This window comes from Burkholderia plantarii (assembly GCF_001411805.1).
In the GTDB taxonomy this organism is placed as follows: Bacteria; Pseudomonadota; Gammaproteobacteria; order Burkholderiales; family Burkholderiaceae; genus Burkholderia; species Burkholderia plantarii.
Genome location: NZ_CP007212.1, coordinates 2,606,361 through 2,624,033 on the forward strand (window position 1 = coordinate 2,606,361; position 17,673 = coordinate 2,624,033).

The 17,673-nt window shown below is 68.1% G+C and carries 20 protein-coding genes; 7 read left to right on the forward strand and 13 right to left on the reverse strand.

Annotation, left to right across the window (positions count from 1 at the left end; translation table 11 throughout):
• Nucleotides 1–85: 85 nt before the first annotated feature.
• The 8 genes from bpln_RS11060 to bpln_RS11095 form a co-directional block, all read right to left on the reverse strand.
• Entirely contained in the window at nt 86–1,096 is a 1,011-nt protein-coding gene (locus bpln_RS11060; RefSeq protein WP_042625226.1) for an inorganic phosphate transporter, read from the reverse strand.
• 10 nt (nt 1,097–1,106) lie between these two features.
• The gene (locus tag bpln_RS11065) at nt 1,107–1,733 is read right to left on the reverse strand and encodes a DUF47 domain-containing protein (protein WP_042625227.1); all 627 of its coding nucleotides are present in this window, start codon (nt 1,731–1,733) and stop codon (nt 1,107–1,109) included.
• Nucleotides 1,734–1,869: 136 nt separating this feature from the next.
• The gene (locus bpln_RS11070) at nt 1,870–3,252 is read right to left on the reverse strand and encodes a replicative DNA helicase (protein ID WP_042625228.1); all 1,383 of its coding nucleotides are present in this window, start codon (nt 3,250–3,252) and stop codon (nt 1,870–1,872) included.
• Nucleotides 3,253–3,446: 194 nt separating this feature from the next.
• A complete protein-coding gene (rplI, locus tag bpln_RS11075; RefSeq protein ID WP_042625229.1) occupies nt 3,447–3,899 on the reverse strand; it encodes a 50S ribosomal protein L9 in 453 nt (150 codons plus the stop codon).
• 27 nt (nt 3,900–3,926) lie between these two features.
• The gene (gene rpsR / locus bpln_RS11080) at nt 3,927–4,202 is read right to left on the reverse strand and encodes a 30S ribosomal protein S18 (protein ID WP_006486248.1); all 276 of its coding nucleotides are present in this window, start codon (nt 4,200–4,202) and stop codon (nt 3,927–3,929) included.
• Nucleotides 4,203–4,205: 3 nt separating this feature from the next.
• On the reverse strand, nt 4,206–4,505 hold the full coding sequence (gene priB, locus bpln_RS11085) for a primosomal replication protein N (protein ID WP_042625230.1): 300 nt from the start codon (nt 4,503–4,505) through the stop codon (nt 4,206–4,208).
• Nucleotides 4,506–4,543: 38 nt separating this feature from the next.
• Nucleotides 4,544–4,918, reverse strand: coding sequence for a 30S ribosomal protein S6 (gene rpsF, locus bpln_RS11090; RefSeq protein WP_042625231.1), 375 nt, complete (start codon nt 4,916–4,918; stop codon nt 4,544–4,546).
• 187 nt (nt 4,919–5,105) lie between these two features.
• Nucleotides 5,106–6,017, reverse strand: a complete 912-nt coding sequence (locus bpln_RS11095) for a LysR family transcriptional regulator (protein ID WP_042625232.1) — start codon at nt 6,015–6,017, stop codon at nt 5,106–5,108.
• A gap of 163 nt (nt 6,018–6,180) precedes the next feature.
• Here bpln_RS11095 and gcl point away from each other — a divergent pair, with 163 nt between their 5' ends.
• From gcl to bpln_RS11110, 3 genes are read left to right on the forward strand one after another with little or no spacing between them, the layout of a single operon-like run.
• Entirely contained in the window at nt 6,181–7,956 is a 1,776-nt protein-coding gene (gene gcl / locus bpln_RS11100; protein ID WP_042625233.1) for a glyoxylate carboligase, read from the forward strand.
• 36 nt (nt 7,957–7,992) lie between these two features.
• Nucleotides 7,993–8,790, forward strand: a complete 798-nt coding sequence (gene hyi / locus bpln_RS11105) for a hydroxypyruvate isomerase (RefSeq protein WP_055138837.1) — start codon at nt 7,993–7,995, stop codon at nt 8,788–8,790.
• Between the two features lie 39 nt (nt 8,791–8,829).
• Nucleotides 8,830–9,717 carry a 2-hydroxy-3-oxopropionate reductase gene (locus bpln_RS11110; RefSeq protein WP_042625235.1) on the forward strand — a complete coding sequence of 296 codons (888 nt, stop codon included), beginning with the start codon at nt 8,830–8,832 and terminating at the stop codon, nt 9,715–9,717.
• A 315-nt stretch (nt 9,718–10,032) separates the two neighbouring features.
• On the opposite strand, the gene bpln_RS11115 is transcribed toward bpln_RS11110, so the two are convergent.
• Nucleotides 10,033–11,076, reverse strand: coding sequence for an asparaginase (locus tag bpln_RS11115; protein WP_123863621.1), 1,044 nt, complete (start codon nt 11,074–11,076; stop codon nt 10,033–10,035).
• A 225-nt stretch (nt 11,077–11,301) separates the two neighbouring features.
• Between bpln_RS11115 and bpln_RS11120 the strand changes: the two genes are divergently transcribed.
• From bpln_RS11120 to bpln_RS11130, 4 genes are all read left to right on the forward strand, one after another.
• A complete protein-coding gene (locus bpln_RS11120) occupies nt 11,302–11,586 on the forward strand; it encodes a PsiF family protein (RefSeq protein WP_042625237.1) in 285 nt (94 codons plus the stop codon).
• A 234-nt stretch (nt 11,587–11,820) separates the two neighbouring features.
• A complete protein-coding gene (locus bpln_RS11125) occupies nt 11,821–12,270 on the forward strand; it encodes a hypothetical protein (protein ID WP_055138838.1) in 450 nt (149 codons plus the stop codon).
• A gap of 13 nt (nt 12,271–12,283) precedes the next feature.
• On the forward strand, nt 12,284–12,571 hold the full coding sequence (locus tag bpln_RS35470; protein WP_148653999.1) for a hypothetical protein: 288 nt from the start codon (nt 12,284–12,286) through the stop codon (nt 12,569–12,571).
• A 64-nt stretch (nt 12,572–12,635) separates the two neighbouring features.
• Complete coding sequence (locus bpln_RS11130) at nt 12,636–13,223, forward strand: BPSL1445 family SYLF domain-containing lipoprotein (protein WP_042625239.1); 588 nt, start codon at nt 12,636–12,638, stop codon at nt 13,221–13,223.
• A gap of 126 nt (nt 13,224–13,349) precedes the next feature.
• Here bpln_RS11130 and bpln_RS11135 read toward each other — a convergent pair whose 3' ends face one another.
• The 4 genes from bpln_RS11135 to bpln_RS11150 form a co-directional block, all read right to left on the reverse strand.
• Nucleotides 13,350–14,414, reverse strand: a complete 1,065-nt coding sequence (locus tag bpln_RS11135) for a glycosyltransferase family 4 protein (protein ID WP_042625240.1) — start codon at nt 14,412–14,414, stop codon at nt 13,350–13,352.
• Nucleotides 14,415–14,636: 222 nt separating this feature from the next.
• Complete coding sequence (locus bpln_RS11140) at nt 14,637–15,812, reverse strand: AAA family ATPase (protein ID WP_148654061.1); 1,176 nt, start codon at nt 15,810–15,812, stop codon at nt 14,637–14,639.
• Nucleotides 15,813–15,889: 77 nt separating this feature from the next.
• Nucleotides 15,890–17,071, reverse strand: a complete 1,182-nt coding sequence (locus bpln_RS11145) for a mechanosensitive ion channel family protein (RefSeq protein WP_042625241.1) — start codon at nt 17,069–17,071, stop codon at nt 15,890–15,892.
• Between the two features lie 194 nt (nt 17,072–17,265).
• Nucleotides 17,266–17,622 carry a Rap1a/Tai family immunity protein gene (locus tag bpln_RS11150; protein ID WP_042625242.1) on the reverse strand — a complete coding sequence of 119 codons (357 nt, stop codon included), beginning with the start codon at nt 17,620–17,622 and terminating at the stop codon, nt 17,266–17,268.
• Nucleotides 17,623–17,673: the final 51 nt, after the last annotated feature.

A 17,673-nucleotide genomic window follows, 5' to 3' on the forward strand; every position in this document is an offset into this window, starting at 1 on the left:
AGCAAAACGCCGCGGCCATATCGGCACGCGGCGCTGCTTTACGTTCTCGCTGAATCCGGCGGCGCGACGCCGCCGACATCACGCATCAAAACACCCGGTGCCCCACCCACCAACCCGCCGCGGCAATCAGCGCCGAGGCCGGGATCGTCAGCACCCAGGCCCAGACGATGTTGCCGGCCACGCCCCAGCGCACGGCCGACAGCTTGCGCGTCGCGCCCACGCCGACGATCGCGCCCGTAATGGTATGCGTGGTCGACACGGGAATGCCGAGCCACGACGCCGAGAACAGCGTGATCGCGCCGCCCAGTTCGGCGCAGAAACCGCCGACCGGCTTGAGCTTGGTGATCTTCTGCCCCATGGTGCGCACGATCCGCCAGCCGCCGAACAGCGTGCCGAGCCCCATCGACAGGTAGCAGGCGCCGATCACCCAGACGGGCGGCGCGTCGGCGCCGGCGGACGCATAGCCGGTCGCGATCAGCAGCATCCAGATCATGCCGATCGTCTTCTGCGCGTCGTTGCCGCCGTGCCCGAGGCTGTAGAGCCCGGCCGAAACCAGTTGCAGCTTGCGGAAACGCCGGTCCACCTTGCTCGGTGGCGTGCGGAAATAGAACCACGACACCACGAGCATGAACAGCGAGCCGAGCACGAAGCCCAGCAGCGGCGAGATGAAGATGAAGGCGACCGTCTTCATCAGCCCGTCGAGGTTCAGCGAGCCCCAGCCCGACTTCGCGACGGCCGCGCCGACCAGCCCGCCGATCAGCGCATGCGACGAACTCGACGGAATCCCGTAATACCAGGTGATGACGTTCCAGCCGATCGCGCCGACGAGCGCGCCGAACACCACGTAGTGGTCGACGATCGCGGGATCGATGGTGCCCTTGCCGACGGTCTGCGCGACCTTCAGGTGGAATACGAAATAGGCGATGACGTTGAACACGGCCGCGAACGCGACCGCCTGCTGCGGCTTCAGCACGCCGGTGGAGACCACCGTGGCGATCGAGTTCGCCGCGTCGTGGAAGCCGTTCATGAAGTCGAACACGAGCGCGACGATCACGAGCGTCGCGACGGCCCAGATGGCGAGTTGTATCGAATGCATCGTCGTCGGCTCAGGCGTTTTCCAGCACGATGCCTTCGATGATGTTCGCCACGTCCTCGCACTTGTCGGTGATTTCCTCGAGCAGTTCGTAGACCGCCTTCAGCTTGATCAGCGTCTTGACGTCGTTCTCCTCGCGGAACAGCTTCGAGATGGCCGAACGCAGCACGCGGTCCGCCTCCGACTCCCAGCGGTCGATCTCCTCGCAGGCCTTGAGGATGCGCGCGGACTGCTTCATGTCCGACAGCAGCGCCACCGCCTGCTGCAGGTACTGCGCGGTCTGCGTGACGATCCGCGCGAGCTGGCTCGCCTCAGCGGTCACGGCCTGCACGTCGTAGAGCAGCACGGCCGTGGCGACGTCTTCCATCAGGTCGAGGACGTCGTCCATCGTCGTGATCAGCTTGTGGATGTCGTCACGGTCAATCGGCGTGATGAAGGTCTTGTGCAGCAGGTCCAGCGTTTCGTGGGTGAGCTTGTCCGCCGATTTCTCGGCCGACTGGACCTTCTGCTTGTGGATCTCGGCGTCCGCGAGATTGTCGATCAGCAATTCGAGCTCGCGGCCGCCGGCCACGATGAAATTCGCGTGCGAATTGAAGATTTCGAAGAACTTGCCCTCGGTGGGCATAAATCTGCCGAACATGAAGTTTCCGGAAATTGTCAAATGACTGTCACAAAAGCGGCGTCATTGTACCGTCTCCAGGAACCTCGGTCGCAGCGAAGCACGCCGCACCGCGATCAGATACAACATTTTGTGACGCGGGCTTTACAAGCGGACTTCACTCGCCATAGAAAGTCTGTGCGCCGGCGAAGTTGTCGAACTTCGTGAATTGCCCCGTGAAAGTCAGGCGCACCGGCCCGATCGGGCCGTTACGCTGCTTGCCGATGATGATCTCGGCGGTGCCCTTGTCGGGGCTGTCGGGGTTGTAGACCTCGTCGCGGTAGATGAACAGGATCACGTCGGCATCCTGTTCGATAGCGCCCGATTCGCGCAGGTCCGACATCACCGGGCGCTTGTTCGGCCGCTGCTCCAGGCCGCGGTTCAGCTGCGAGAGCGCGATCACCGGCACGTCGAGCTCCTTGGCGAGGCTCTTCAGCGAACGCGAGATTTCGGAGATTTCGGTGGCGCGATTCTCGCCCTGCGACGAACCCGTCATCAGCTGCAGGTAGTCGACGATGATCAGGCCGAGCTTGCCGCACTGCCGCGCGAGCCGGCGCGCGCGCGAGCGCAGTTCCATCGGGTTCAGGCCGCCCGTCTCGTCGATGAACAGCTGCGCCTCGCTCATCTTCTGCACCGCGTGCGTCAGTTTCGGCCAGTCCTCGTCGGTCAGGCGCCCGGTACGCATGCGGTGCTGGTCGAGCCGGCCCACCGAGCCGAGCATCCGCATCACGAGTTGGGTGCCCGGCATTTCCATCGAGAACACGGCGACCGGCAGGCCATATTCGACGGCGACGTATTCACCGATGTTCATCGAGAACGCGGTCTTCCCCATTGACGGTCGGCCGGCCACGATGATCAGCTCGCCGCCATGCATCCCCGAGGTCATCCGGTCGAGATCGACGAAGCCGGTCGGGGTGCCCGTGACATCGCTCGGGTTCGCGGTGTGATACAGCGTATCGATCCGCTCGACCACCTGCGTGAGCAGCGGCCCGATGTCGAGAAAGCCCTGGGTGCCGCGCGCGCCCTCCTCGGCGATCGAGAACACCTTCGATTCGGCCTCGTCCAGCAGCTGGCGCACTTCCTTGCCCTGCGGATTGAACGCGTCGGCCGCGATCTCGTCGGCCACCGACACGAGCCGGCGCAGCACCGCGCGATCGCGCACGATTTCGGCGTAGCGGCGTATGTTCGCGGCGCTCGGCGTGTTCTGCGCGAGCGCGTTCAGGTAGGCCAGCCCGCCCACGTCGTCGGCCTTGCCCGAGGTGACGAGCGCCTCGTACACGGTCACCACGTCGGCCGGCCGCGTCGAGGCGATCAGCCGCCCGATGTGCTCGTAGATCAGCCGGTGATCGTAGCGGTAGAAATCCTGCTGCGACAGAAAGTCGGCGATGCGGTCCCATGCGCTGTTGTCGAGCAGGAGGCCGCCCAGCACCGATTGCTCGGCCTCGACCGAGTGCGGCGGGACTTTCAGCGATTCGATTTGGGGGTCGTGCGGCACGTTCATGGCTTGGGATTATCGCGAAATGGGCCGGGATGCGCCAGCCGCCAACGGGCCGCCGCCGCCATCGGGTCGCCGCGGGATCCCGATCGGATCACGAGCGAAGCGAAAACGAAAAAGGCAGGGCCGGTTTCCCGTGCCCTGCCTCGTGGCCCGGACGGCGGAGCCGCCCGAACCGGACCTGCTTGCGTCAGTGTACGTTAAGCGTGATCGCCGATCACGTTCACCGTCACGTCGACCACGACGTCCGTGTGCAGCGCGACCTGCACGCCGTGCTCGCCGATCATCTTCAGCGGGCCTTCCGACAGGCGAACCTGCGCCTTCTCGACTTCGTAGCCGGCCTTCTTCAGCACTTCCGCGATGTCCGCGTTCGTGACCGAGCCGAACAGACGGCCGTCCACGCCCGACTTCTGCGTGATTTCGAACGACTGGCCGTTCAGCTTCTCGCCGACTGCCTGGGCGGCCGACAGCTTCTCGGCGGCGACCTTCTCGAGTTCCGCGCGGCGGACTTCGAATTCGGCGATCGCGTCCTTCGTCGCGCGGCGAGCCTTGCGGTTCGGGATCAGGAAGTTGCGTGCGTAGCCGTCCTTGACCTTGACGATGTCACCCAGGTTGCCCAGGTTCGCGACTTTTTCCAACAGAATGATTTGCATTCGAATTCTCCTTATTGCGTCGCCGGCTTACGCCTTGTGCTGGTCGGTGTACGGCAGCAGCGCGAGGAAACGCGCGCGCTTGATGGCCGTGTCGAGCTGACGCTGGTAATGCGCCTTGGTACCCGTCAGACGCGCCGGCGTGATCTTGCCGTTCTCGCCGATGAAGTCCTTCAGCGTTTCGGTGTCCTTGTAGTCGATCTGCTCGACACCGGCTGCCGTGAAACGGCAGAACTTCTTGCGCTTGAAGAGCGGGTTTTGTTGCTGACGACGCTTGTCGAATTTCTTGCCAGTGGGACGGGGCATGATTCAGTCCTTTCCTATGTCCTGCAATGCTGTGATGTGAAACACCAGGGTGCGCGCGTTGCGGCTTTTTTTCGCCAGGAAGCCGGTGAAGAGCGTCTCGACGCCCATCTCGCAGCGCTCCAGCCTGCCGCTCGCCTCGCCGGCGGCCATCGCCTCGATCGTCATTTCGACCTGTCGGCGGATGCCTGCCTCGACGACCTCCGTGCGGTGCTGCAGCGTGCAACTCGCGATCGGAACGCCTGCCGGCGTGTACCGCACCGGTTGTCGCTCGACGACGCTCGCCGTCAGTTGCAGCCTGTTCACGAAGTGATGCGTACCCTGATGGCTTGACCGATCCGGTCTTAAGCCTGCGCTTCGGCCGGCTGCGCTGCAGCTGCCTTCTTGGCTTCTTCGCGCTGAACTTCCTTCATCATCGGCGACGGGCCGGTCTCGGCCTTCTTCATCTTGACGATGAGGTGACGCAGCACGGCGTCGTTGAACTTGAACGCGTGTTCGAGTTCGTCGAGCGTCGCCTGGTCGCACTCGATGTTCATGCAGACGTAGTGAGCCTTAGCGAGTTTCTCGATCATGTAGGCCAGTTGACGACGGCCCCAGTCCTCGACGCGGTGGATCTGGCCAGCGCGCGTGGTGATCGTGGACTTGTAACGCTCGATCATCGCGGGCACTTGCTCGCTCTGATCGGGATGCACGATGAATACGATTTCGTAATGACGCATACACACTCCTTGTGGATTAAAGCCACCCGGGCGTCGGAACCGGTGTGGCAAGTGAGAAGCCGAAGATTCTAACCCGAACGACAGGCTCGTGCAACGGGTTCGCATCGTCCGCCCGCTGAATCAGCCGTGTTTTCAACGACTTGACCGCGGGGCGCGATCGACCGGGGCGGCCCGGCCCGCCGCGGCGTCAGCCCGGGCCGCTCCAGTAGCCCGGCCGCGCGTAGGCTTCGCGCAGGTAATCGATGAAGTAGCGCACGCGTGCCGGTACGTAGCGCTGCTGCGGGTAGACGGCGAGGATGTCGTAGTCCGGCAGCGCGTAGTCGTCGAGCACCGTCTCGAGTTCGCCCGTCTCCAGCTGACGCGCGATCTCCCAGGTCGAGCGCCAGCCGAGCCCGAGCCCTTCCGAGACCCAGCGGTGCAGCAACTCGCCGTCGTTGCAGTCGAGGTTGCCGGCCACGCGGATCGTCACGAGCTTGCCGTTGCGCCGGAAATACCAGCCGCGGTTCTGTCCCCCTTGCAGATTGAAGGCGAGGCAATTGTGCTTCGGCAGGTCGTCGAGCGATTGCGGCCGGCCGTGCCGGCGGAAATAGTCGGGCGTGCCGCACACCACGCGGCGATTGTTCGCGAGCTTCACCGCGACGAAGTTCGGATCGACCACGCCGCCGATCCGGATCGACAGGTCGTAGCCCTCGCGGACCAGATCGACGACGCGGTCGGTCAGGTTGAACGACAGCTGCAGGTCCGGCTTGTCGGCGACGAAGGCCGGCGCGAGCGGCGCGACGTGCTTGCGGCCGAACGCGGCCGGCGCCGACACGATCAGGTGCCCGTTCACGGCGCGGCGCCCGGCCGCGAGCTCGTTTTCGGCCTGGTCCCAGTCGCCGAGCAGCCCGCGGCAGCGTTCGAGGAACGCGGCGCCCTCCTCGCTCACCACCAGCCGCCGCGTCGAGCGATACATCAGCTTCACGCCGAGCCGCTTCTCCAGCGCGTCGATGCGCCGCCCCAGCACGACGGGCGACACCCCCTCCTCGAGCGCGGCCGCCGCCAGGCTGCCCGCGTCGGCCACGCGCACGAACGTCTCGATCTGCTTGAAGCGGTCCATCGGCGGCCTCCCGGTGCCCCGATCGATGCGCCGGACAGCCTGTCCGGACGGCATTCGATACTTTTAGTTTCGAAATAAGCGACGAGCGCCGATCTTATCAAAGCTTTCACGTCCACCTAAAGTGGCGACGACAACGTGATCCGTGATTCCCAAGGAGACATTCATGGCCAAGATGAGAGCCGTCGACGCCGCGGTGCTGGTGCTCGAGAAGGAAGGCATCCAGACCGCCTTCGGCGTGCCGGGCGCCGCAATCAATCCGTTCTACTCCGCGCTGCGCAAGTCAGGCGCGATCGGCCACGTGCTGGCGCGCCACGTCGAGGGCGCCTCGCACATGGCCGAGGGCTACACGCGCGCCGCGCCGGGCAACATCGGCGTCTGCATCGGCACCTCGGGGCCGGCCGGCACCGACATGATCACCGGCCTCTATTCGGCCTGGGCAGATTCGATCCCGATCCTCGCGATCACGGGCCAGGCGCCGCGCGCGCGGCTCTACAAGGAGGACTTCCAGGCCGTCGACATCGAATCGATCGCCAAGCCGGTCACCAAGTGGGCCGTCACGGTGCGCGAGCCGGCCCTCGTGCCGCGCGTGTTCCAGCAGGCCTTCCACCTGATGCGCTCGGGCCGCCCCGGCCCGGTGCTGATCGACCTGCCGATCGACGTGCAGCTGGCCGAAATCGAGTTCGACATCGATACCTACGCGCCGCTGCCGGCCTACAAGCCGGCCGCCACGCGCGCCCAGATCGAGGCCGCGCTCACGATGCTCAACGACGCCGAGCGGCCGCTGATCGTGTCGGGCGGCGGCGTGCTGAACGCGGCGGCCGAGGACCTGCTGGTCGAGTTCGCGGAAACGCTCGGCGTGCCGGTGATCCCGACGCTGATGTCGTGGGGCGCGATTCCCGACGATCACCCGCTGATGGCCGGCATGGTCGGGCTGCAGACCTCGCACCGCTACGGCAACGCCACGCTGCTCGCCTCGGACTTCGTGCTCGGCATCGGCAACCGCTGGGCCAATCGCCACACCGGCAGCGTCGAGGTCTACACGAAGGGCCGCAGGTTCGTACACGTCGACATCGAGCCGACCCAGATCGGCCGCGTGTTCGGCCCCGACCTCGGCATCGTGTCGGACGCGAAGGCCGCGCTCGAGCTGTTCGTGGCGGTGGCCCGCGAATGGAAGGCCGCCGGCCGCCTCAAGGACCGCGGCGCCTGGGCGGCCGACTGCCGGCAGCGCAAGCAGACACTGCAGCGCAAGACCCATTTCGACGACGTGCCGGTCAAGCCGCAGCGCGTCTACGAGGAAATGAACAAGGCGTTCGGCCGCAACACCTGCTACGTCAGCACGATCGGCCTGTCGCAGATCGCCGGCGCGCAGTTCCTGCACGTCTACAAGGCGCGCAACTGGATCAACTGCGGGCAGGCCGGCCCGCTCGGCTGGACCATTCCGGCCGCGCTCGGCGTGCGCGCCGCGGACCCGGGCCGACCGATCGTCGCGCTGTCGGGCGACTACGACTTCCAGTTCATGATCGAGGAGCTCGCGGTGGGCGCGCAGTTCAAGCTGCCCTACGTCCACGTGGTGGTGAACAACTCGTATCTGGGCCTGATCCGCCAGGCGCAGCGCGCGTTCGACATGGACTATTGCGTGCAGCTCGCGTTCGAGAACGTCAACGCCCCCGAGCTCGGCAGCTACGGCGTGGATCACGTCGCCGTGGCCGAGGGGCTCGGCTGCAAGGCGCTGCGCGTGACCAGGCCGGAACAGATCGCGCCCGCCTTCGAGCAGGCCAAGCAACTGATCGCCGAGTTCAGCGTGCCGGTGGTGGTGGAGGTGATCCTCGAACGCGTGACCAACATCGCGATGGGTGCCGAGATCGACGCGATCAACGAGTTCGAACCGCTCGCCGAGCGGCCCGAACACGCGCCGACCGCGATCTCGCTGCTCGATTGACCCTTGCTTCCTTCTGACCGACCGGAGACACCCGCCATGCCGAAATTCGCCGCGAACCTGACGATGCTGTTCAACGAAGTGCCGTTCCTCGAGCGGTTCAAGGCCGCCGCCGACGCGGGCTTCGACGCCGTCGAGTTCCTGTTCCCGTACCCCTACGCGAAAGAGGAACTGGCCGAGCGGCTCGCCGCCCATCGCCTGAAGCTGGTGCTGCACAACCTGCCGGCCGGCAACTGGGATCAGGGCGAGCGCGGCATCGCCTGCCTGCCCGACCGGCGCGCCGAGTTCCAGGACGGCGTGGGCCGCGCGATCGACTACGCGAAGGCGCTCGGCGTGCCGCAGCTGAACTGCCTGGTCGGCATCGCGTCGGCCAGCGTGCCGCGCGACACCACCCACGTGACGATCGTCGAGAACCTGCGCTTCGCCGCCGAGGCCTTGAAGCGCGAAGGCATCCGGCTGCTGGTCGAGCCGTGCAATCACCACGACATCCCCGGCTTCGCGCTGAACCGCTCGGCCGAAGCGCTCGACGTGATCCGCGCGGTGGGGTCCGACAACCTGTTCCTGCAGTACGACATCTATCACATGCAGCGCATGGAGGGCGAACTCGCGGCGACGCTGCGCGCGAACCTGCCGGCGATCGCGCACGTCCAGCTCGCCGACAACCCGGGCCGCCACGAGCCCGGCACCGGCGAGATCCGCTACGCCTGCCTGTTCGACCTGCTCGACGAGCTCGGCTACGACGGCTACGTCGGCTGCGAGTACAAGCCGCGCACGACCACCCGCGACGGGCTCGGCTGGCTGCGCGAAGCGAAGCAGCGCAGCGCCGAGCACGCCTGACGCCCCCCTTTCCTCATATTCCTACGGAGACACTCTGACATGGCAACGATCGGTTTCATCGGCCTTGGCATCATGGGCTCGCACATGGCGCGCAACCTGCTGAAGGGCGGCCACTCGCTGGTCGTCAACGGCGCCTTCCCGGTGCCGGACGACCTGCGCGGGCAGGCCCGGGTGGTCGCGAACTCGACGGCGGTGGCCGACAGCGCCGAGATCATCATCTCGATGGTGCCGGACACGCCCGACGTGCGCAGCGTGCTGTTCGCCGACGACGGCGTCGCGAAGGGCCTGACGGCCGGCAAGCTGGTGATCGACATGAGCTCGATCTCGCCGCTCGACACGCAGGAGTTCGCCAGGCAGATCAACGCGCTCGGCTGCGACTATCTCGATGCGCCGGTATCGGGCGGCGAGGTCGGCGCGCGCGACGCGACGCTGACGATCATGGTGGGCGGCCCCGAGCAGGCGTTCGAACGGGCCCGGCCGCTGTTCGAGCTGATGGGCAGGAACATCTCGCTGGTGGGCGACAACGGCGCCGGCCAGACCACCAAGGTGGCGAACCAGATCATCGTCGCGCTGAACCTGGAGGCGGTGGCCGAGGCACTGCTGTTCGCGGCCCGCTCGGGCGCCGATCCGGAGCGCGTGCGGCGCGCGCTGATGGGCGGCTTCGCGTCGTCGCGGATTCTCGAGCTGCACGGCGAGCGGATGACCAAGCGCACGTTCGAGCCGGGCTTTCGCATCGAGCTGCACCAGAAGGACCTGAACCTCGCGCTCGACGGCGCGCGCCGCCTCGGCCTCGCGCTGCCCCATACCGCGAGCGCGCAGCAGCTGTTCAGCGTGTGCGCCGCGCACGGCGGCAAGGCCTGGGATCACTCGGGCATCGTCCGCGCGCTCGAGATCATGTCGAACCTCGAGATCGCCGAGCCGAAGTGAATGCGGGCACGGCGCGCCGGCCGCGCACGCGGCGCGCCGCACGGTGGGGCGCCCGCCGGATCTTCGGGTCCGGCGGGCGGTTGAAGGCCGCTCTGGGCTGAGAGCGGCTGGTGGGGTCCGCAGCGGCACCCGGCGGCGTCGGGGAAGCCTTGGTCGGTCAGACGTCGTCGTCGGGTGTCCGCTTGTCGGATTCATCAGCGATCCTCATCATTGCCCTGCCCTTCGAGCGGGTCGCTTCGATCGATGCGGCCATGAAAAAACGGACCTTCGGTCCGTTTTTCGTATGCGTCGATCGTCGATGTCGGGCGCCGCGCCTCAGTAGGTATCGAACACCGTCTGCAGTTCAGCCGGATCGCTCACGCCGGCCGCGAGCGCGAGCATCAGCAGCACGCGCGCCTTGAACGGGTTCAACGAGCCGGCGCTGACGAAGCGCAGCGCGTCGTCGTTGGCCGCGCCGTTACGCATCACGTGCCCCGAGCCGACGCGCGAGGCGCGCACCACCGCCACGCCGCGGCGCGCGGCCTCGACGAGCGCCTCCTGCAGCCGCGCGTGGATCGAGCCGTTGCCGGTGCCGGCCACCACGATGCCCTTCACGCCGGCCGCCACCAGCGCATCGACGCCGAGCCGCGATACGCCCGCGTAGCTCGTGACGACCTCCACGGCCGGCCAGTCGGTGCCGATCGTGAAACGCGTGGCCGCCGTATGTGGGCGCGTGACGCCGCGCGCGAACTCGACGCGGCCGTCCTGCACCCAGCCCAGCACGCCCAGCTCCGGCGACTGGAACGCGTCGACGGCATAGGTGCTGGTCTTCACGACGTCGCGCGCGCTGTGGATCTTGTTGTTGAACGCGACCAGCACGCCCTGACCGTGCGCGGCGCGATGCGCGGCGACGGTCACCGCGTTGAGCAGGTTCAGCGGGCCGTCCGGGGACAGCGCCGTGGCCGGCCGCATCGCGGCCGTCAGCACCACCGGCTTGCAGGTCTTGACGGTCAGGTGCAGCAGGCACGCGGTTTCTTCCAGCGTGTCGGTGCCGTGCGTGATCACGATGCCGTCGATCCCGTCGTCGGCCGCGAGCGCGTCGATGCGCGCGGCGAGCGCGCTCCAGAGCGCCGGCTCGAGATCCTTGCTGTCGATGCTGGCGATCTGCTCGCCTTCGATCCGCGCGACGCGCGCGAGCGCCGGCACCGCGTCGAGCAGCGAGGCGATGCCGAGCGCGCCGGCCTGGTAGCCGGCCGTGTTGGTGGCGTCGGCAGCGGCGCCGGCGATCGTGCCGCCGGTGGCGAGGACCGCGATGCGCGGCAGCGCCGGCGCGGTGCCGGCGGAGTTCGGGTGGGGAGTCGAATAGGTCATGGCCGCGATTGTAATCGCTGTCCGGCGCGCTTCGGCGATCCTTCGCGCCCGGCGCCGGAAGCGACCGCCGCCGCGGCCTCCGGCGCCGGCGGGCCGCGTGCCCGCCGGCGCCGCGCCGCGCGTTTGCCCGCTCTGGTATTTTCGGGATGATTTGCCATAATGGCCTCGCGTTCCGCGCAGCCGCGCGCGACGTCCGGTGTCACGAGAACGCCAATTACCCAACGGGAGTGTCCAATGAAAATCCGATCGCTGATGGCCGCGCTGCTCGTCGGCGGCATGCTGGCTTCGCCCGCGTTTGCCGCCAACAGCCAGCAGGACAAGATGAAGGCTTGCAACGCGCAGGCGGCCGGCAAGTCGGGCGACGAGCGCAAGGCCTTCATGAAGGACTGTCTGTCCGCGAAGCCGAAGATGTCCCAGCAGGACAAGATGAAAGCCTGCAACACGCAGGCGGCCGGCAAGAAAGGCGATGAGCGCAAGGCGTTCATGAAGAGTTGCCTGTCGAACCAGCCCGCGGCCTGACGCTCCCGCGCCCGCTCGATGCCGCGCCCCGCTCACGCGGGCGCGGCATTTTTCATGGCGGCCTGGCGGCCGCCTCGCTCGGCGCCTTTGCGCCGCGCCAATCCGTCCCGTGCCGCGCCGCGTTTTCTCCTATGATGGTTGAGCCGCGCGCATGAAACCGATCCGCCCGCCGTCACCCGACGGCCGGCCGTGCCCGCGCCGCAAGCATCGCCCCGCACGAGAACGGAGGCAGCAATGACAACGAGACGCCGTCGCTGGTTACGCCGCTGGCTGCTGGTCGTGGCCTGCTGGGCCATCCCGGTCGCGACCGTCGCGGTCCGCGAGGTCCGGGACGAATCCGCCTACAACCGCGCCGACCTGCAGCGCGAACTGCGCAGCTGGCAGTTCAGCGACGCGCAGCAGGCCGCCGGTGTCGCCGCGCGATGCCGCGGCACGCCCGAGGCCGCGCGCACGGCCGGCTGCCCCGACGCGGTGCTGGACGCCAACGCGCCGCGCCAGCGCGAGGCCGAGGCCGAATACGCGCTGCGCCAGCGCACGCTCGCGGTCTATCTGCTCCACGCGCTGATCGGCTACTGGGCCGCGCCCGCCGCGCTGCTGTTCGCGTTCGGCGCGGCGATCGGGCTGCTGCGGCGCGCGCTGCGGCATGCCCCGGTGCCGCCCGTCGATCCGCCCGCCGCCGCCTGATCCGACGCGCCGCATGGAATTGCGCCGGGGCGCGTCCGATGCGGATGCCGCCGTGTTCGCGTTGCCAGCCTGGCCGAGCGCCGGGACAGGCATCGAAACGGACCGCCTCACGATCGCTTTCCGGCGCGTTTTCCAGCTCGCTTCAGGTCGATTCCAGCCGATTTTCGCGCCCGATCTCCGTTCCTTCCCGGCCCCGAAAATTCAGGAATTCAGTCTCAAAAACAAAGGTTTAACCAATCTTAACGATTTGACGCTTTTTTTACGAGAAGGAGAAAAAAAGATACGGATCGCTGTGATATAACTCGGGATGCATTGCCCTGTTTTGGCGGGACAACCCGCGAAACCACACCTGATGGAGAAAAACGATGCAAAAACGCAATCTCGTGTTGAAAGCCGCCGCCGCGCTCATCGTCGGGAGCCTCGCGCTCGCCGGCTGCACCACCACGCCCGACAAGCCCGCGACCGCCTCGACCAACGCATCGAAGCGCCAGGCCATCGACGCCAGCGTGAACGCCACGCTCTCGCGCCTCTATTCCACGGTGCCCGGCTCGCGCGAACTGGCGGCGAAGTCGCGCGGCATGCTGGTGTTCCCGGAAGTGCTGCAGGCCGGCTTCATCGTCGGCGCGCAAACGGGTAACGGCGCGCTGCGCGTGGGCGGCAGCACCATCGGGTACTTCAACACCTCGTCGCTGTCGGTGGGCCTGCAGGCCGGCGCGCAGTCGAAGGCCGTCATCTTCCTGTTCATGACGCAGGATTCGCTCGACAAATTCCGCGCCTCGAACGGCTGGGCCGCCGGTGCCGACGCCTCGGTCGCGCTGGTCAAGATGGGCGCCAACGGCGCGGTCGACTCGAACACCGCGACGGCGCCGGTCGAAGTGGTGGTGCTGACCAACGCCGGCCTGATGGGCGACGTGTCGATCAACGGCACCAAGGTGACGAAGCTGGATCTGTGATCGCGGGCGGCGGGGCCGCTCCGGACTTCGAAGCCCCGCCGCCGTGATGCACGAAAAAAGGCGCCCGCGAAGGGCGCCATTTTTTTGTCCGGCATCGGGTTCGGAACGCCGGACGGAAACGCCGGGTCAGGAGGCCGAATCGATCACCTTGAAGCGCGAACGCTTCTGCGCGCGGATCAGCGCCTGATAAACGTCCACGTACTGCTGCGCCATGCGGCGCGACGTGAAGCGCTCCTCGAAACGCTGCCGCACGCGCGTGCGCGACAGCAGCGGCAGGCGGTTCACGGCGGCCACCGCGCCGATCTCGTCCTCGACGATGAAGCCCGTCAGCCCTTCCTCGATCACCTCGGGCACCGCGCCGCGGTTGAAGCCGATCACCGGCGTGCCGCAGGCCATCGCCTCGATCATCACGAGCCCGAACGGCTCGGGCCAGTCGATCGGGAACAGCAGCGCATGCGCGCCGGACAGGAACCCGGCCTTGTCGCCGTCGGCGATCTCGCCGATGTACTCGACGTGCGGCAGCGCGAACAGCGGCTTGATCTTGCGTTCGAAGTATTCCTCGTCGGCCGCGTCGATCTTCGCGGCGATGCGGATCGGCAGGCCGCAGCGCTCGGCGATCCGGATCGCGCGGTCCACGCGCTTCTCGGGCGAGATCCGGCCCAGGAACGCGAGGTAGCGCGGTTCCACCGGCTGCGGCGTGTAGAGCGTGTCGGGCAGGCCGTGCTGCACCGTCTTCAGCCAGTTCGCGCGCGGCAGTGGCTGACGCTGCGCGTTCGAGATCGAGACCACCGGCGCGGTGTCGAACAGGTCGAAGATGGGCTGCTGTTCGAGCAGGTCGAGGCGCCCGTGCAGCGTCGTGAGGAACGGCACCGGCTGGCGCTTGAACACCGAGAACGAGTAATAGTCCATGTGGAAATGCAGCACGTCGAATTCGCTCGCGCGGCGCGCGACGCGCTCCATCAGCAGCATGTGCGGCGCCACGCGGTCGCGGATCGACACGTCGAGCCGCATCGCGCGCGGCCATACCGCATCCAGCTTCGCGCTGGTGTGCGAGTCCCCGCTCGCGAACAGCGTCACGTCGTGGCCGAGTTCGACCAGTGCCTCCGTGATGTAGGAGACGACGCGTTCGGTGCCGCCGTAGAGCTTCGGCGGCACGGATTCGGTCAATGGCGCGATCTGAGCAATCTTCATCGTTTTATCTCCGGGATGCCCGTCGGCGGTGCCGCAACAGCGGGGCACCGTCTCCCGACATTATTCGCGATCGCCATCGCGGGCGGCAGCGGGATTGCATTTTCTGGGCCTTGTTACAGCACGGATACATTCGCGCCGGTCATTTTTTCCACCCCTCGGGGTCCGAGCCCACGCGAACTCGCCGGCCCGGCGCCCGGCGACCCCGGTGCCGTCACCGGGCGCTCAACGCGACGGCCATTTCCAGGCGGGCCGGTCGAGCGCCTCGTCGTCGACGCGGGTCTCGCCGAGCCGCTTGTCCAGCACCAGCGACAGGCTGCCCGCCTCGCGTTCGAGCGTGGCGACGAGCCGTGCCGCGTGCGAGACCACGATCACCTGCGAGCGCGCCGCGGCCAGCGCGATCAGCCGGCCGAGCGCCGGCAGCAGGTCCGGATGCAGGCTCGTCTCGGGTTCGTTCAGCACCAGCAGGGCCGGCGGGCGCGGCGTGAGCAGCGCGGCGGCGAGCAGCAGGTAGCGTAGCGTGCCGTCCGACAGTTCGGCCGCGCCGAGCGGGCGCAGCAGCCCGGGCTGGCGCATCGCCACCTCGAAACGGCCGCGCCCGGCCGCGTCGTCCACCGCGAGCCGCGCGCCGGGGAACGCGTCGTCGATGGTCGCGTCGAGCGCCTCGGCGTCGCCGATCTCGCGGATCGTCTGCAGCGCGGCGGCCAGGTCGGCGCCGTCGTCGGCCAGCACCGGCGTGTGGGTGCCGATCTGCGCGCGCCGCGCGGGCGCGTCGGCATCGGTGCGGAAATGGTCGTAGAAGCGCCACGAGCGGATCCGCTCGCGCAGCGCGATCATCTCGGGCGCACCGGCCGGATCGACGAACTCGGTCAGCATGCTGTCGAACGACGCGACCGGCTGCGGCACGGTGCGCCAGCCGCCCGTCGCGTCGCGCGTGCGGATCTGCGCGCCGTGGCGATCGACGAGCAGCGCGGACGGCCGCAGCAGCGTGCCGCTCCAGACGCACTCGCGCTTGATCACCGGGTCGCGGCCGAACAGCGTGGTCTCGTTGACGATCGGCATGCCGAGATCGATCGCATAGCCGAAATCGGCGCAGGCAAAACCGAGCCGCAGCGACACCGGCTCCTTGCGCACCAGCGGCTCGACGGGCGCCTCGCCCGCCAGCATCGCGCGCGAGAAGCGCTCGGGGCCGGCCCACAGCGTCGAGGCCAGCCCGCCCTCGCGCGCCAGCGACGGGATTGCGCGGCCCTGCGCGGTGTCGGCCAGCAGCCGCAACGCGCGGTAGACGCTCGACTTGCCGCTGCCGTTCGGCCCGGTCACGACGTTGAGCCCGGCCAGCGGCACGATGAAGTCGCGCAGCGAGCGGTAGTTGGCGATCGCGAGCGCGCTCAGCGGCGGCAGCGGCGCGGAGGAATCGGGCATCGGCATGGGGCGCTCGCGGCAGGGAGGCTGGCTGGGGAGGCGGGCTGGCGCGGCCGTCAGCGCACCGACACCGTCTCGGTGGCGGTTGGATCGGCCGGCGTGTTCGCGGCGGTGCTCGACGCGGGCTCGCCCGGCAGCCACGACGGCAGGTTCGGCGTGTCGCCGCTGCCCGGCGTGGCAAGCTCCATGCGGCCGCGCGGCAGGCTGTCCGGGTAATGCGTCTGCAGGAACGCGATCAGCCCTTCGCGCACGCGGCAGCGCAGATCCCACGACAGCGACGAGTCCGGCGAGCTGACCAGCGCGCGCAGCTGGATCGAGCGCTCGGTCGCGTCGGTCACCTGCAGCACCTGCACGCGGCCGTCCCATTCGGGCGCCGAGGTGACGATCCTCGCCAGCTCGTCGCGCAGCGGCGCGAGCGGCGTGCGGTAGTCGACGAACAGGAACACGGTGCCGATGATCTCGGCGCTGTTGCGCGTCCAGTTCTGGAACGGGTTCTCGATGAACCACTGCAGCGGCACCACCAGCCGCCGCTGGTCCCAGAGCCGCACCGACACGTAGGTGCCGGTGATCTCCTCGATGCGACCCCACTCGCCCTGGATCACCACCACGTCGTCGAGCCGGATCGGCTGCGACAGGCCGATCTGCAGGCCCGCGATCAGGTTGCCGAGCACCGGCCGCGCGGCGATACCGGCGACCAGCCCGGCCACGCCCGCCGAGGCCAGCAGGCTGGCGCCGATCTGGCGCACGTTCGGGAACGTCATGAGCGCGGCGCCGGTGCCGATGATCACGATCACCACCATCACCGAGCGCGCCAGCACGCGCGCCTGGGTGTGGATCCGGCGCGCCTCCAGGTTGTTCGGCGTATCGACCGGATGGGCCAGCACGATCGCCTCGCCGGTCGCCGCGGCCAGCCGCATCAGCAGCCAGGTCAGCGAGACGATCAGCCCGACCGCCGACAGCGTGCGCAGGCCGCCCGAGTGTGACAGCTCGTCGGCGACCTGCAGCGAGAGGAATTCGAGCGCGAGGAAGGCCAGCACCGCCAGCGCGGGCCGGTCGATGTAGCGCACGATCACGCTCATGAACGGATAGGGTCGCGCAAGCGGGATCACCACGCGCGCGCCGAGCCAGTGGATGCCGGTCACGGTGGCCAGCAGCAGCACGGCGACCAGCAGCGTACCCGGCCAGGAATGGAGCGGCGCATCGGCGATGGCCGCGAGTTGATCGAGCATCGTCGTCATCGCGCGGTGGCTGCATCGTCAGGGCGGGAACCGGGGTTCCCGCGCGGGGTGGTCGGATGGCGCGGCGGGCCCAAGGCCGGCCCGCTCACGCCGGGGCGAAGCGGCCGCGTGCGGGCGGCACGCCGGCCGTTGCGGCACGGAAAGCCCGGGAAGGCGCAGGCGCGCTCAGACGGCCGCAGCCCCGCACCCGCCGCTCAGTTCACGTTGCGGCACGGAAACGCCTTGCCGAGCCCGAGCGACACCGCCGTGCTGGCGTTGTAGTCGACGATCTTCGGGTTCTCGGCGACGTATTTGCGGATCGCGTCCGTCATCTGCTGCGCCTTGATGTCGGGCGGCAGGCAGAAATACTGGCCGACGCGCGGCCCGGTGGTGCCGCCGATCGCGTCGATCGTGTTGTAGACGCCGTCGGCGGCGCCCTCGATGTACGCGCCGCACGACGCGCGAGACTTCACGTCGGTCTTCGCGCAGAGCTTGTCGAGATCACCGGCCGTGAAGGCGTGCGCCGAGAGCGGCACGACGAACGCGGCGGTAAAAAACAGAGCCCGCAACATTGGATGTTCCTTTATGTCAGGTCGGCGGCGTCAGGCCGGCACGACAAAAAC

Excerpts from the sequence above, each read along its gene's own strand:
- rplI (WP_042625229.1), bottom strand. The coding sequence starts at position 3,899 with ATGCAAATCATTCTGTTGGAAAAAGTCGCGAACCTGGGCAACCTGGGT.
- rpsF (WP_042625231.1), bottom strand. The coding sequence starts at position 4,918 with ATGCGTCATTACGAAATCGTATTCATCGTGCATCCCGATCAGAGCGAG.
- rpsR (WP_006486248.1), bottom strand. The coding sequence starts at position 4,202 with ATGCCCCGTCCCACTGGCAAGAAATTCGACAAGCGTCGTCAGCAACAA.
- bpln_RS11135 (WP_042625240.1), bottom strand. The coding sequence starts at position 14,414 with ATGAAGATTGCTCAGATCGCGCCATTGACCGAATCCGTGCCGCCGAAG.
- bpln_RS11150 (WP_042625242.1), bottom strand. The coding sequence starts at position 17,622 with ATGTTGCGGGCTCTGTTTTTTACCGCCGCGTTCGTCGTGCCGCTCTCG.
- bpln_RS11130 (WP_042625239.1), top strand. The coding sequence starts at position 12,636 with ATGCAAAAACGCAATCTCGTGTTGAAAGCCGCCGCCGCGCTCATCGTC.
- hyi (WP_055138837.1), top strand. The coding sequence starts at position 7,993 with ATGCCGAAATTCGCCGCGAACCTGACGATGCTGTTCAACGAAGTGCCG.
- bpln_RS11070 (WP_042625228.1), bottom strand. The coding sequence starts at position 3,252 with ATGAACGTGCCGCACGACCCCCAAATCGAATCGCTGAAAGTCCCGCCG.
- bpln_RS11095 (WP_042625232.1), bottom strand. The coding sequence starts at position 6,017 with ATGGACCGCTTCAAGCAGATCGAGACGTTCGTGCGCGTGGCCGACGCG.
- bpln_RS11145 (WP_042625241.1), bottom strand. The coding sequence starts at position 17,071 with ATGACGACGATGCTCGATCAACTCGCGGCCATCGCCGATGCGCCGCTC.
- bpln_RS11120 (WP_042625237.1), top strand. The coding sequence starts at position 11,302 with ATGAAAATCCGATCGCTGATGGCCGCGCTGCTCGTCGGCGGCATGCTG.
- bpln_RS11065 (WP_042625227.1), bottom strand. The coding sequence starts at position 1,733 with ATGTTCGGCAGATTTATGCCCACCGAGGGCAAGTTCTTCGAAATCTTC.
- bpln_RS11110 (WP_042625235.1), top strand. The coding sequence starts at position 8,830 with ATGGCAACGATCGGTTTCATCGGCCTTGGCATCATGGGCTCGCACATG.
- bpln_RS35470 (WP_148653999.1), top strand. The coding sequence starts at position 12,284 with ATGGAATTGCGCCGGGGCGCGTCCGATGCGGATGCCGCCGTGTTCGCG.
- bpln_RS11060 (WP_042625226.1), bottom strand. The coding sequence starts at position 1,096 with ATGCATTCGATACAACTCGCCATCTGGGCCGTCGCGACGCTCGTGATC.
- gcl (WP_042625233.1), top strand. The coding sequence starts at position 6,181 with ATGGCCAAGATGAGAGCCGTCGACGCCGCGGTGCTGGTGCTCGAGAAG.
- bpln_RS11125 (WP_055138838.1), top strand. The coding sequence starts at position 11,821 with ATGACAACGAGACGCCGTCGCTGGTTACGCCGCTGGCTGCTGGTCGTG.